Source organism: Geobacter anodireducens (assembly GCA_001628815.1).
Lineage (GTDB): Bacteria > Desulfobacterota > Desulfuromonadia > Geobacterales > Geobacteraceae > Geobacter > Geobacter anodireducens.
The window spans coordinates 3,313,804-3,327,733 of sequence record CP014963.1 but is presented as its reverse complement, the minus strand read 5'-3'; the positions used below and the strand labels follow the sequence as shown (position 1 = coordinate 3,327,733).

Annotated in this window: 7 protein-coding genes and 3 pseudogenes; 4 read left to right on the top strand and 6 right to left on the bottom strand. The window is 64.2% G+C overall.

Features of this window, described 5'->3' with window-relative positions:
* Positions 1–29 precede the first annotated feature (29 nt).
* The 3 genes and pseudogenes from A2G06_15295 to A2G06_15285 all read left to right on the top strand — a co-directional run bounded on the left by A2G06_15295 (position 30) and on the right by A2G06_15285 (position 5,649).
* The gene (locus A2G06_15295) at positions 30–371 is read left to right on the top strand and encodes a hypothetical protein (GenBank protein ID ANA41710.1); all 342 of its coding nucleotides are present in this window, start codon (positions 30–32) and stop codon (positions 369–371) included.
* A 175-nt stretch (positions 372–546) separates the two neighbouring features.
* A pseudogene (locus A2G06_15290) lies at positions 547–1,952 on the top strand (hypothetical protein).
* A 461-nt stretch (positions 1,953–2,413) separates the two neighbouring features.
* Positions 2,414–5,649: pseudogene (locus A2G06_15285) on the top strand (DNA helicase II).
* Positions 5,650–5,681: 32 nt separating this feature from the next.
* On the opposite strand, the gene A2G06_15280 reads toward A2G06_15285, so the two are convergent.
* The 6 genes and pseudogenes from A2G06_15280 to A2G06_15255 all read right to left on the bottom strand — a co-directional run bounded on the left by A2G06_15280 (position 5,682) and on the right by A2G06_15255 (position 11,996).
* Positions 5,682–6,359 (bottom strand): sulfite reductase, encoded by a 678-nt coding sequence (locus tag A2G06_15280; GenBank protein ANA41379.1) that lies wholly within the window; start codon positions 6,357–6,359, stop codon positions 5,682–5,684.
* A 31-nt stretch (positions 6,360–6,390) separates the two neighbouring features.
* Positions 6,391–7,585, bottom strand: a pseudogene (locus A2G06_15275) (hypothetical protein).
* Positions 7,582–8,277, bottom strand: a complete 696-nt coding sequence (locus A2G06_15270; GenBank protein ID ANA41378.1) for a two-component system response regulator — start codon at positions 8,275–8,277, stop codon at positions 7,582–7,584. Before A2G06_15270 ends, A2G06_15275 begins: the two are co-directional and overlap by 4 nt.
* 21 nt (positions 8,278–8,298) lie before the next feature.
* Positions 8,299–10,293: an excinuclease ABC subunit B gene (locus A2G06_15265; GenBank protein ID ANA41377.1), complete on the bottom strand. Its 1,995-nt coding sequence runs from the start codon at positions 10,291–10,293 to the stop codon at positions 8,299–8,301.
* Positions 10,294–10,356: 63 nt separating this feature from the next.
* Positions 10,357–10,809, bottom strand: a complete 453-nt coding sequence (locus A2G06_15260) for a two-component system response regulator (GenBank protein ANA41376.1) — start codon at positions 10,807–10,809, stop codon at positions 10,357–10,359.
* 113 nt (positions 10,810–10,922) lie between these two features.
* Positions 10,923–11,996: an aminotransferase gene (locus A2G06_15255; GenBank protein ID ANA41375.1), complete on the bottom strand. Its 1,074-nt coding sequence runs from the start codon at positions 11,994–11,996 to the stop codon at positions 10,923–10,925.
* Between the two features lie 352 nt (positions 11,997–12,348).
* Here A2G06_15255 and A2G06_15250 point away from each other — a divergent pair, with 352 nt between their 5' ends.
* Positions 12,349–13,872 carry a cytochrome C gene (locus tag A2G06_15250; GenBank protein ID ANA41374.1) on the top strand — a complete coding sequence of 508 codons (1,524 nt, stop codon included), beginning with the start codon at positions 12,349–12,351 and terminating at the stop codon, positions 13,870–13,872.
* Positions 13,873–13,930: the final 58 nt, after the last annotated feature.

Genomic DNA, 13,930 nt, shown 5'->3' with positions numbered 1-13,930 from the left:
TGAAATTCAAAATAATGGAGGATAAGGCCGTGTGTATTGCGGTGATCGGCGGCATGGACCGCCTGGAGAAACACTATCGGGAAGAGGCGGTCCGTTCAGGGGTGGAACTGCGTATGTTCTCCCGGTCGGAAAACAAAATAGCAGTCAAGCTGAAGCGCTTCGACGCCCTGGTCATCTTCACCAACAAGGTGTCCCACCGGGTGAAGAACGAGGCCCTGGCCGCGGCGAAGCAAAACGGCATTCCGGTCTTCATGAACCATTCGTGTGGTGTCTGCACGTTCAGGGATTGCCTGAGTTGTCTTGCAGCCACGGTCGCCCATGCCGGGGAATCGGAGCGGTCGGGCCACGGTCGGCGGAAAAACCATTACTGACGACAATGTCTTGTGAAGAGCGGTGCTCGCGGAAACCGTTGACGGTCATGGTCTGGGGCGGCGGCCTGCATACTGATGACGGCGTGCGGCAATTTACTGAAGATGATAATCATTTTTACAACAGTAAAGCGGAAGGCGCTGTCTACCGGTCGGAGCGATACAACAAGGGGGGAACATGCGGAATGTGAAGAAAGCATTGGTGGTGGGACTAGCGCTGCTCGGCAGCCTGGTCGTCGGCTCCACGGGAGCCATGGCGCGCAATCCGGAATTAGCTCTTCCCGAAAGGGTCGAGATCAAGCACAAGGCCTGCCAGGAGATGTTACGGCTTGGGGCCACGTATCAGGTGGAGGGGCTGTTCTCCAAGGAATTCGAGGCGGGCCAGGTGTGCTACACCCGCACGGACCTGGCGGTGGTGCTGGAGCTGCTGACCGAGAAGCTGGCCGAGAAAGTGGTGAAGGAAGGCTCGGCAGCAGTGGCCAAGGAAGACCTCCTGCTCCTGGCGGAGCTCCAGGACGAACTGCGCGGGGAGATGCTCCTGGCCCGCACCCGCACCTTCCAGCAGCGCCGGGATGACCTGGGCACCAGGCTCACCGCCATCACCAGGAACATCTCCCTCAGCGGGGGACTCGTGGGGGTCCTCCAGGGCTCCATCGGCAACGGGCCCTCCGACCACGCGGATGCGGTCGCAGGGGAGACCTGGTCTTCAGCTTCACGGTGGGGGAGAACACCATCGCGGTGATCGACGTGGAGGCGACCGGCGGCAACGGAATCGACACCAGGGTGCCCAGCTTCTCGCTGCTGAACGCCGTGGCCGGCAGCACCGGCGATACGGTCCGCTTCCGGGAGCATGGGTGGAGCATGCCGCCTTTGATGACCGCCTGATCCTCACCGCAGGCAAGATCGACCTGACCAACTACTTTGACGCCAACGGCGTGGCAAACGACGAGAACAGCCAGTTCCTGGCCGGGGCCTTCGTGAACTCGGCGGTCCTGGGTGCGCCCGGCAACGGACCGGGAGCCAGGCTCCAGGCAAAACTGGGCGAATCGCTCACCTTCGGGCTCGGCTACGGCAGCGGCGACACCGACACGGAGGATATGTTCTCACACGGCTACGGCATAGCCGAGCTGGACTACACCATCAAGGTCGGCGAACTGGAAGGGACCTACCGCGTCTATGGCAGCCTGGACGGGGCGCGTGCCGATGGGGAGGTGAAGCTGCAGGAGAAAACGCCTTCGGGTTCGGGATCAGCGCCGACCAGCAGGTGACCGACAAACTGACCCTGTTCGTGCGCTACGGCCGGCGTGACGGGGACGTCTACGCCACGACGACGGCCTGGAGCGCGGCGGTCAGTACGCCGGGCTGCTGCCCGAGCGCAAGGACGACGTCCTCGGCGTTGCCTACGGGCAGGTGAAGGCCGTGGGCGCGGACACCCGGGAGAAGCTGGCGGAGCTCTACTACAAGGTCCAGGTGAACGAGCAGATCGGCATCGCGCCTGTGGTTCAGTACCTGATCGATCCCCTGGGGGACAGCAGCAGGGATGACGTGGTGGCCCTGGGTCTGCGCTCGCTGATCAGTTTCTAGACGGTATATTCTGCAACGCTGGCAGGGGGCAGCGAATCACGTCCCTAGCGGGGTGTTCACGACAGGAGTTCCCATGATGCCCCTGGGACAAGGCCCTGACGGCGTTTCTGCTACCCTTCGTGCCGTGCGTGGGGGGCATCGCCATGCGCCAGGAGTTCGGCTCCTGAAAATGGTTCGGTTCTGGCCCGGGGGCGTTTACCGTCTACCAGGGGAGCGTGCCCCTGGGACTGGGAGGTTGAGTCATGGGCACTGCAGGGGGGGTGAGTCAGGCTGCTGCGACAAGAAGTAGAAAGGATCCCGCAACATCGTAACTCGCGCAGCCTCAATCCCGCCTCTCCGCCGTACTCCGGACAAACCGGCCGCGTGCCGCCCCCGGCGGAGGAATAGGGGGTGGACAGGCGCCCGGTTGACGTGTACGGTTGATGGTACTCACGAACGTCGATCCAGGGGGTGCCTCTGCCATGGACTATTGCGCCGATCTCCACATCCATTCGCCCTTTTCCCGGGCAACGAGCAAGGAGTGCGACCTTGCAGGGCTTGCCGGGTGGGCCCGGGTGAAGGGGATCCAGGTGGTGGGCACGGGGGACTTCACCCATCCGGGGTGGTTCGCCCGGCTGCGGGAGGTGCTGGAGCCGGCCGAGCCGGGCTTCTTCCGGCTGCGGGACGAGAATGTCCCCGCGCCCCTGGCCGGGCTCGCTCCCTCCTCGGCACCGGTCCGCTTCATGCTCACCGCCGAGATCAGTTGCATCTACAAGCGGCACGGCGTGGTGCGCAAGGTTCACAACCTCCTCTACGTCCCTGACTTTGCAGCGGCTGAACGGATCAACGCGCGGCTGGCCGGCATCGGCAACATCGAGTCCGATGGCCGCCCCATCCTCGGCCTCGACTCCCGGAACCTGCTGGAAATCCTGCTGGAGGCCACGTCGGACGGATTCCTGGTGCCGGCCCACATCTGGACCCCCTGGTTTTCACTGTTCGGCTCCAAGTCCGGTTTCGATACCGTGGAAGAGTGCTTCGGCGACCTCACCCCCCACGTGTTTGCCCTGGAGACCGGACTTTCCTCCGATCCGGACATGAACCGGCTGATTTCCGCCCTGGACCGGTTCTCCCTCATCTCCAATTCTGACTGCCACTCCCCGTCCCGGCTCGGGCGCGAGGCCAATCTCTTCAGCACCGGCTTTGACTTCTTTTCACTGCGCGACGCCCTGAAGGGCAACAGCCGCGAAACCTTCAGCGGCACTGTGGAGTTCTTTCCCGAGGAGGGGAAGTACCACATGGACGGTCACCGGGACTGCGGCATCCGCTTCGAACCCGACGAGACGCGCCGGCACGGGGGCCGCTGCCCCGTGTGCGGCCGCCCCCTCACCGTGGGGGTGCTCCACCGGGTGCTGGAACTGGCTGACCGGGACACGCCGCTCTATCCCGCCGACGCCCCGGCGTTCTTCAGTCTGGTGCCGCTGGCAGAGGTGGTGGGGGAGATCCTCGGGGTGGGACCGGCCTCCAAACAGGTCATGAGCAACTATGTCCGGCTTATCGACCGGTTCGGTTCGGAGCTGAACATCCTTCTCCGGGCCGATTCCGCTGAGATCGCTGCCGCATCGCCGGTCCTGGCGGAGGCGATCGTCCGGATGAGAGAGGGGCGGGTCATCCGCCAGGGGGGCTTCGACGGCGAGTACGGAACCATCAAGGTCTTCGAGGAGGGTGAAGTGGCCCGGCTGTCAGGACAGGGGGGACTCTTCAGCGACGGGGAGTCCCCCCGGCGGGGCGCCCCAAAGCGACCGGCCGGCCTCCGGCAGCCGGCGGGCGAAGATCGGTGGCCCCGCCCGATCCGGCGCCTGCCGCGGGACCCGATCCCGGCCAGGCCGAGGCGCTCGCCTGCGATGCACCCCGGGTGCTGGTGGCCGCAGGGCCGGGTACCGGCAAAACCTACACCCTGGTGGCCCGGCTGGCGGCGCTGCTGGCAATGCCTGACACGGACCCGGGCCGGGTCTGCGCCATCACCTTCACGAACCGGGCAGCCGCCGAGGTGCGGGAGCGACTGGCCGCTGCGGCGGGCGAGGCTGCCGGGCAGGTGTTTGTCGGCACCTTCCACCGCTTCTGCCTCGACTGGCTCAGACGCGAGGACCCCGACCGGGTCGTGGTGGGGGACGAAAGCCGGGAGCGGCTGTTGCGGCGCCTCTTTCCCGAGCTCGGCGTCCGGGAGCGGAACGGCCTGGCCGGGGAGATCGCCGATTTTCTGCATCGCGACAATGGTGGGGACGCACCGGAGCCGGTGCGCCTCTACCTGGACGAACTGGCCCGGCGCGGCGCCATGGACCTGGACGACGTGGTCCCGGCCCTGGTCCGCCGCCTGAGAGGCGACGAGACCTTCCGGCGACAGGTGTGCGCCGGAGTCGCCCATCTCTTCGTGGACGAATTTCAGGACCTGAACGCTCCCCAGTACGCCCTGGTGGAGATTTTGGGGGAAGAGGCCACGATCTTCGCCATCGGCGACCCAGACCAGGCCATCTACGGCTTCCGGGGTAGTGATCCCTCTTTTTTCTTCCGTTTCGCCGACCTTCCCGCCACCCGGCGGCTGGACCTCAGCCGCAACTACCGGTCGGCGGCGCCCCTCATCGAGGCCGCATCGGCCGTTATCGCCCACAACCGGCTCAGGAGCGGCATCAGTCTAACGCCTGCCACGGCGCGGGAGGGAACGATCGAGTTGTACAGGGCTCCGACGCCGGCGGCGGAGGCCGAGTTTATCGTTCGGCGCATCGAGGAGCTCATGGGGGGGATCAGCAGTTTCTCCATCGCCTCGGGGCGGGGCGGCGACCAGGACAACCGCCGGAGCTTCGGCGACATCGCCATTCTCTACCGGTTGGCGCGGCAGGCCGACGAGTTGGCCAACGCCCTGGACCGGCGGGGGATTCCGTTCCAGTTGGTGGGGGCCGTTCCCTACTTCCTCGGCCCGGTAGCGGGCGCGGCCACCCGGTTTGTCCGGGCCGCTGCGGGGAGTACGGAGTTGGCCGACTGGCTGGCCCTGGCACAGGAGCTGCCGGGGATCGGCGAGGGTGCCATCCGTCGGCTGGAAGAGGCCCTTCCCCTGACCGGCGATTTCCCGGCGCTCGTGGCCGGTGTCGAGCTGCCGCCCCCTGTTGCGCGTCGGATGGCCGAGCTGACCGCTCTCCTCGAACGCTTCCGGTCCACGGCCGGCCGGGAGGGAATCGCGCCGGCCCTGGGCGAGGCCCTGACCCTGTTCGGCACGGATCAGGGGCATGCCGACTGCCGGCGGCTCCTGGCCCTTGCCGGAAGCTTCGGCCGGGACATCGTCGCCTTTGACCGGCACCTGCGGGAGTATGCCGCCGAAACGGTCTATGACGAGCGGGCCGAGGCGGTGGCGCTCATGACGCTCCATGCCTCCAAGGGGCTGGAATTCCCCGTGGTCTTCCTGGCGGGGTGCGAGGAGGGGCTCATCCCCTGCACCCTCTGGCGGGACGTGGATGTGGAGGAGGAACGGCGGCTTTTCTATGTGGGTATGACCCGGGCAAAGGAGACGCTCGTGCTCAGCGCCTCCTCTGAACGTCCCTGGGTCGGGCCTGCCGAGCGGCCGCTTTCCCGCTTCGCAGGGGAGATTCCCGGACGGTTGATCCGACAGCCGGAGCCGGGCCGGGGCGGCCGGCGGAAGCCGAAGGGGGAACAGTTGGACCTCTTCTGATCATGCCCGGAGTATCTGTCGGCCGCGGCGGCTCAGGGAGTTGCTTCCGCCCCCAGCACCGCGGTCCGGAAGGCATCGAACCCCATCTGCTCCACCACGCGGCCCAGCCGCTGCTCGCTGCCCGAAGAGCGGTACCACTCCACGAGAGCCGCAATCACGGCGAGGACTTTGTCTTCATCCGGTCCCAGTTCCACCAGGAGGTCGCCGATGCGGGGCCGTGCCCCCGCATTGCCCCCCACGTAGATCCGCCACCCCTTGGGAGTACCGACCACTCCCACATCCTTCAGCATGGTCTCGGCGCAGTTGAGCATGCATCCCGAGATTCCCATCTTCATCTTGTTGGGCAGTTCCATGGCGTGGTAGATGGCATCGATCTTCAATCCCAGGGAGACCGAATCCTGCACCCCCCGCTTGCACCAGGTGGTGCCGGGACAGATCTTGACGCTCCGGACGCATAGGCCGATGGCTGCGCCCGGCTGCTGGTCGAGATCGGACCAGATGGCGTCCAGATCCTCCTCCTTTATGCCGAAGAGGGCGATGCGCTGGGCAGAGGTGAGCTTCAACTCCTGCACGCCGTACTTGTCGGCCACGTCGCAGAGCTTGCGCAGGGTTGCCGTATCGGTGATCCCGCCGGGGATGTGGGGGGCGATGGCGTAGGTCTCCCGGTCACGCTGGAGGATGGCCCCCTTTTCGAGGATGTCTTTTTTCATGGTCACTCCTTTTTCGAACATGCGTGGGGTATCACGGTCCGCCGGCCTGAAGCTGCGGCGTGGCCTGCTTCGGGCGGATGCGGGCGATGCAGGCCGTGGCGGCGATTACCATGATAAGCAGCGAGAAGAAGGCGAGCCGGTAGCGGATCGCCTCGGTGCCGAGGGGGAGCGCGAGGATGGCGCCGAACAGCAATGGACCCACCACCGACGAGAACTTGCCGGTGAGGTAGTAGAAGCCGAAGAAGCTCCCGGCCCGTTCCCGGGGGACCATGTTCAGCAGCAGCGGCCGGTCGCACGCCCAGACCCCACCCAGAGCGATGCCGGAAAGGGGGCCCAGGATCCAGTAGTGTTCCTTGGCCAAGGGAAGGCAGACCATGCCGAGGGCGGCGATCCAGAGGGCAAGCGTCGCCAGGAGTCCGGTTCGTGCTCCCCGGCGCCGTACGAACGATGGTCGAGAACATGAGAAAATAGTTCACCTCCCCCTTGGCCTGGGAGAAGCCGCCCACTTTCACCAGAAAGACGGCCATGAAGGCAATCACGGTGTTCACCGCGTCCAGGTAGAGCAGGTGGCCGGCGAAGTACCAGCGCAGGTCCCGATCGCGGATGATTTCCCGGGCCGTGTCGGCAACCCGGACCGGCGAGGTTTGGCTGCGTTTCAGGTCTTTGACGAAGAAGCAGGGCAGGGCGAAGAGGAGAAAGCAGATCGCCGTGGGCAGGAATACCCGGCCATTGTCCGCCGGGGTGGTCACCAGGAGTTTGCCGATGATCAACGCCAGGAACGTTCCGATGTAGCCCAGGGCCACGCCGAATCCGGACACCGGGCCGTAGTGCCGTTCGTCGGTGGCCGAGGGGAGAAGGGCGTCATAGGCCACCAGGGAGACCTGGTAAAGGAAGTTGGCGGCCACGAAAGCGGCCAGAACGCCGGCCAGATGGCCCGGCACGGGGATGAGAAGGGTTGCGATGCAGCAAAGGGACGTGGCGACCGCCAGGATCACGTTTTTGCCGATGCGCCGGTCCGAGGCGCTCCCCACGAAGGGGCTGGCCACGGCGGCAAGCCCCATGGAGAGCGAAAGCCCCAAGGAGAGCCAGTACTCGCGGTAGCCCAGGGTCTGGACGAGAAACAGGGGGAAGTAGAGCGTCACCACGCTCATGGAGAAGATGGTGTTGGCGAAGTCGTAGAGCGCCCAGGAGAGACTGGTGCGGGTGAGCCAGGCGGGGCGGATCATCCGAGCCTCGCCACGATCTGCCGGACAACCTCCTGGTGGGGAGGCTCCATGGACTGGAACTGGACGCCGAATCCGTCCGGGAGGCTCTTGCGGGGGCGCGCCCCCCCCTGGTTCATCCAGGCGACCCGTGCCCGGCATTCGACGACCCCCGCATCTCCCAGGAGAAAGCCGAGGCGGATATCCTCATCGGCTGAGAGGTCGCAACGGCACGCGATGTAGGCGCCGCCGAGGCTGATGTCGGCAACGGTGCCGTGGAAGCCGGTTTCCCGGACTCGGAAGAAGGCGAGGGCCGAGAAGGGGTGGCGGGGCTGGCGACGTTCAATGGCCGGGAAGAGCCGCCGCCCCACCGACAGGAACTGGATCCGGTCCAGGGGCTTGCTGATGATGCCGTTGCACCCGGCATCCAGGCAGAGCTCCCGGTCGCGGGGCTTCCCCTCGCTCACCACCATGACCACCGGCGTGTCCCTGATGTCTGGATCATTCTTGATGGTGGAGCAACAGGCGGTACCGTCCAGTTCGGGCATCCGCAGGTCCAGGTAGACGATGCCCGGCCGGTCCCGCCGAACCATGTCGAGAGCCTCCCGGCCGCTCTGGGCGGTGATGATCCGCACGGGGGAATCCGCCAGAAACTCCTGCTGGAGATCCAGGAAGAATCGTTCGTCGTCAACGAGCAGCACGCGTGGTTCCTTCATCGAATATCCCCCGTGGAGCGGTCAGCGCAGCCGCAGCTCCATTTCCTCCAGTTTTTTGATCTGATCCCTGAGCTCGGCCGCCCGTTCGAACTCCAGCTTCTTTGCCGCGTCGAGCATCTCCTTGCGGAGCTTCTTCACCCGCTTCGGTATTTCGTCGGCAGGGAGATACTCCTCCCGCGCCTCGGCAGCGGCGGCAACGGTGTAGTAATCCCGCTCCTCGATGGACTCCAGGATGGTCCGCAGCCCCTTTTTCACGGTCTGGGGCGTGATGCCGTGTTCGGTGTTGAAGGCCTCCTGGAGTGCGCGCCGCCGGGCGGTTTCGTCGAGGCAGCTCTGCATGGAGCCGGTCATCGTGTCGGCGTACATGATGACCCTGCCGTTCACGTTGCGGGCGGCCCGGCCGCAGGTCTGGATGAGGGAGCGGGCGGAGCGGAGGAACCCCTCCTTGTCGGCGTCCAGGATCGCCACCAGCGACACTTCGGGAATGTCGAGCCCCTCCCGCAGGAGGTTGATGCCGACCAGGACATCGAACTCCCCCATGCGCAGATCGCGGATGATCTGCATCCGCTGGATGGTGTCGATGTCGGAATGGAGGTACCTGACCCGCACCCCCAGGTCCCGGTAGTAATCGGTCAGGTCCTCGGCCATCCTCTTGGTGAGGGTGGTTACGAGCACCCGTTCGCCCCGGGCCGTGGTTTCCCGGACCTCGTGCAGGAGATCGTCCACCTGCGCCGTGGCAGGACGGACCTCGATGAGCGGGTCCAGGAGGCCCGTGGGCCTGATCACCTGTTCCACCACCACGCCGCTGCTCTGCTGCAGTTCGTAGTCGGCCGGGGTGGCCGAGACGTAGACGGTCTGGTTGAGCCGTTCGGTGAACTCCCCGAAGGTGAGGGGCCGGTTGTCCAGGGCCGCCGGCAGGCGGAAGCCGTAGTTCACCAGGGTTTCTTTCCTGCTCCGGTCCCCCCGGTACATCCCTCCCACCTGGGAGACGGTGATGTGGGATTCATCCACGAAGAGGATGAAGTCGCGGGGGAAGTAGTCGAGCAGGGTGTAGGGGGGCTCCCCCGGCGTCCGGCCGTCGAAGTAGCGGGAATAGTTCTCGATCCCCTGGCAGAATCCCATCTCCTCCATCATCTCCAGGTCGAACATGGTTCGCTGTTCCAGCCGCTGGGCCTCCACGAGCATGTTCCGCTCCCGGAACCACTGGAGCCGCTCCCGCAGGTCGGTGCGGATCTCCTCCATGGCCCGGTCCAGGGTTTCGCGCGTCGCCACGTAATGGGAAGCCGGATAGACGGCGCACTTGGTCAGGCGCTGGATCACCACGCCCCGCAAGGGATCGATCTCGCTGATGGCGTCCACCGTGTCGCCGAAAAACTCGATCCGGTAGGCCCGCTCCCCCTCGTGGGCCGGGAATATCTCCACGATGTCCCCCCGCACCCGGAAGGTCCCCCGGTGGAAGTCCAGATCATTCCGTTCGTACTGGATGTCGACCAGCTTCCGCAGCAGTTCGTCCCGGCCGTACTCGTCCCCCTGGTGAAAGAAGATGTGCATGGCCTGGTACTCGGCCGGGGAGCCGATGCCGTAGATGCATGACACCGAGGCAACGATGATCACGTCGCGCCGGGTCAGCAGGCTCCGCGTGGCCGCGTGGCGCAGCTTGTCGATCTCGTCGTTGATGGAGGAATCCTTCTCGATGAAGGTGTCGGTGGTGGGGATGTAGGCTTCCGGCTGGTAGTAGTCGTAGTAGGAGACGAAATATTCCACGGCATTGTCCGGAAACAGTTCCCGGAATTCGCCATAGAGCTGGGCCGCCAGGGTCTTGTTGGGGGCCAGCACCAGGGCGGGGCGGTTCACGGCGGCGATGACGTTGGCCATGGTAAACGTCTTGCCGCTGCCGGTGACCCCCAGGAGCACCTGATCCCGGTCTCCCCTGACAATCCCTTCCGAGAGTTCGGCAATGGCCCGGGGCTGGTCGCCGCGGGGCTCGTAATCGCTAGCCAGTCTGAAGCGTTCCATGGAAATGGGGACACCTTGGGAAGAAAATGGAACGGCACGGGCGAGCCCGTGCCGCGTGGACGTCTATCGTGCCGCGCCGGCGGACTTGGGAGTGAGGTTGAGGTTCAGCCAGTAGGTGCCGATGAGCCGCAGGGCTTCACTGAGTTGGTTGAAGTCCACCGGCTTGCGGATGTAGCTGTTGGCGCCGAGGTTGTGGCATTCGAGGATGTCCTGCTCCTCGTTGGAGGAGGTGAAGACCACCACCGGCAGGAGCCGCGTCCGCTGGTCGGCCCTCAGCCGGCGCAGAACCTCGAGGCCGTCCACCTTGGGCAGTTTCAGGTCGAGCAGCACCAGCTTCGGCATGATGCTCAGATCCCGGCCGCTGTAGGAGCCTGTCCCGAAGAGGAAGTCCAGGGCCTCCACCCCGTCGCGCACTACCGTCACGTCGGGCGTAATGGCATGTTTGCCCAGGGCGCGGAGGGTCAGAACCTCGTCGTCGGGGTTGTCTTCCACCAGCAGGATCATTTTGCTGTTCATTCAAGCCCTCCTGCACACAGGGGTGAGCGGCACAATTGTGTTATACCATACCACAAATATGAACCATGAGGAACGGCAAATGGTCCGTCTGCGTGATCAGACCGGGCAATGGATCAAGCAAGCTCTACCAGGCACTCGTCGGCCGTTGCCAGGAACTCTTCCAGGTCGGTCCGCTGCATGTCTCCCATGTGGGCGATGCGGAAGGTCTTCCCCTTGATCGTGCCGTAGCCGTCGTCAAAGGCGTAGCCGCGCTCGCCGAGCATCTTCTTCAACCGGGCCAGATCCGTGCCCCGGGTGTTGAGGGCGCAGGTGAGGGTCACGGAGCGGTAGGGTTCATCGGCAAAGAAACCGTATCCCCGGTCGGCAACCCACTCGCGCACCATGCCCGCCAGTTGCCGGTGGCGCGCCCAGCGCTGCTCCAGTCCTTCGGCGAAGAACCGCTCCAACTGGCGGTCCATGGCATAGATGTGGGAGATGCAGGGGGTCGAGGGGGTGTTGTTTTTTACGTCATTGGCTTCGAATTCAAGGAAGTCGAAATAGTAACCGCGCCCCTCCACGGTCCTGGCCCGGGCCAAGGCCTTGTCGCTGGCGGTGAAAACGGCCAGTCCCGGTGGCAGGGCAAAGGCCTTCTGGACCCCGAAGATGCAGCAGTCGATGCCCAGTTCGTCCACGGGAACGGGGAGTGCGCTCATGGACGAGACGGTGTCGATGATGGAAACCACGTCGGGATAGTTCCGCAGGACCCGGGCAATCTCCGGCAGGGGGGACATGACGCCGGTGGAAGTCTCGTTGTGGATGAGGGTGATAGCGTCGTACCTGCCCGTGGCCAGTGCCTGATCCACGATTTCGGGGGTGATCGGCTTGCCCCACTCGACCTTGACCGCATCGGCCTCTTTGCCGCAGCGCCTGGTCACGTCGTGCCATTTGTCGGAAAAAGCGCCGTTGCAGAAGTTGACGCACCGCTTCGCCACCAGGTTCCGTACCGCCCCCTCCATGACGCCGAAGGCGCTCGATGTGGCGAGAAATACCCGTCCGTCCGTGGCCAGAACCCGCTTGAGGCCGGCGGTCACCCGTCCGTGGAGCGCTGCGTATTCGGGCATCCGGTGGCCGATCATGGGGGAGGCCATGGCCTGGAGGATATCGGGATGGACGTCGACCGGTCCGGGAATGAATAGTTTTTTTACCATGGACTCTCTCCTGCTCCCGTCGCCGCTTCCCTGGCCGTCAGGGGGCCCGGTTCGCTCGGGAACCTGCTGGTTTTTAGACTGTTGTGGGCTTCGAAGCTAGCAAAATCGACAGATAGTGTCAAGCGGACGGCATCTGCCGATAGAAAACCCTATTTTAAAAAACGATTCATGTGATCTGTCGCAGAGTGATTATTCTTAACCGTTCCCTTTCACAACCACTTTTTTGTGGTACTGTTTTTAGCATTTGACAAAACGAATCAACTGATTATATTGTCTACCCTTTCACATTTGCTAGGAGATGGCGGAACCAATAGTGAATTGGTAAAAAAGTGTTTCAACGTGGAGGAGATGTATGACATTGCGAAAAACCGCAGGTTACCTCTGGAACCCCATCAGCCTGATAGGGTTTCTCCTGGCCGTGGTGGCCACGGGACTCATCATCGCGTTCATCGCGATGGAGATGATCACAGGCATAGATCACCCCTACATCGGGCTCCTGGTCTATTTCGCCTTCCCGGGCATGCTCATCCTCGGCCTTATCCTCGTACCGATCGGCGCCTGGCGCGTCCGTAACCAGCGGCGGACCGAAGTCCCCGAAGAGGTGCCGCCCTACCCGCGGGTGGATTTCAATGATCCCCACAAGCGCCGGCTGTTCATTTTCTTCGTGCTGGCCAGCGTCATCTTCGTCCTCATCGTGTCGGTGGCGTCCATCCTCGGTTTCGAGTTCACCGAGTCGACCACCTTCTGCGGCGAGCTCTGTCACGTGGTCATGGAGCCCGAGCACAAGGCGTGGCAAGGATCCCCCCACGCCCGGGTCAAGTGCGTGGAGTGCCACGTGGGGCCGGGCGCCGAGTGGTACGTGAAGGCCAAGCTTTCGGGCCTGCGTCAGGTCTGGGCGGTTCTAACCAACAGCTACCACTACCCCATCGCCACCCCCATCGAGAATTTGCGACCGGCCCGGGACACCTGCGAACAGTGTCACTGGCCGGAGAAGTTCTACTCCGGCCGGCAGCGGGTATTTTATCACTACGCGCCCAACAAGGAAAACACCCCCCGTGAGATCAACATGCTGATCAAGATCGGCGGGACGCCCAAGTCTCCCCATGCCATGGGCATCCACTGGCATATCGGCACCGAGGTTACCTACATCGCCCGCGACAGGAAGCGACTCGACATCCCCTATGTGGCGGTCAAGCAGAAGGATGGCAGCATCGTCGAGTACATGGATACCGAAAAGCCGCTTACCCGCGAGGAGATCGCCAAGGCCGAGAAGCGGCGCATGGACTGCATCGACTGCCACAACCGGCCGACCCACATCTACCGCTCACCGGCCCGCGAGATGGACGAGCATATCGTGTCCGGCCAGATCGACGCGGGGCTTCCCTACATCAAGAAGGTGGCGGTGGAGATCCTCGAACAACCCTACAAGTCCAAGGAAGAGGCCCATGCGGCCATCGAGGCGAAGCTCCCCGAGTACTACGCCAAGAACTTCCCCGAGGTGGCCAAGACCAAGGCCGCGGCCATCAACCAGGCCGTTGAGCATGTGAAGGATATTTACGCCCGGAACTTCTTCCCCCGGATGAAGGTCACCTGGAGCACATATCCGAACCACATCGGCCACTTCTATACGCCGGGCTGCTTCCGCTGTCACGACGGCAAGCACAAGACGTCCACCGGCAAGATCATTTCCAAGGACTGCACCATGTGTCACGAGATGATCGGCCAGAAGGGCGAGAACATCCCGGAAGGAAAGGTGGTCAAGGAGTTCGTCCACCCGGCAGACATCGGCGATGCGCTTTACAAGGTCAACTGCAGCGATTGCCACATGGCGGCCGCCGAGGACTCTGCCGGCGGCGACGGCCACGGCAAGCACTGACTCGGCCTGCAGCAGCAAGCCCCCCGGAGCGCTCTCCGGGGGGCTTTTTCGTTGCGTC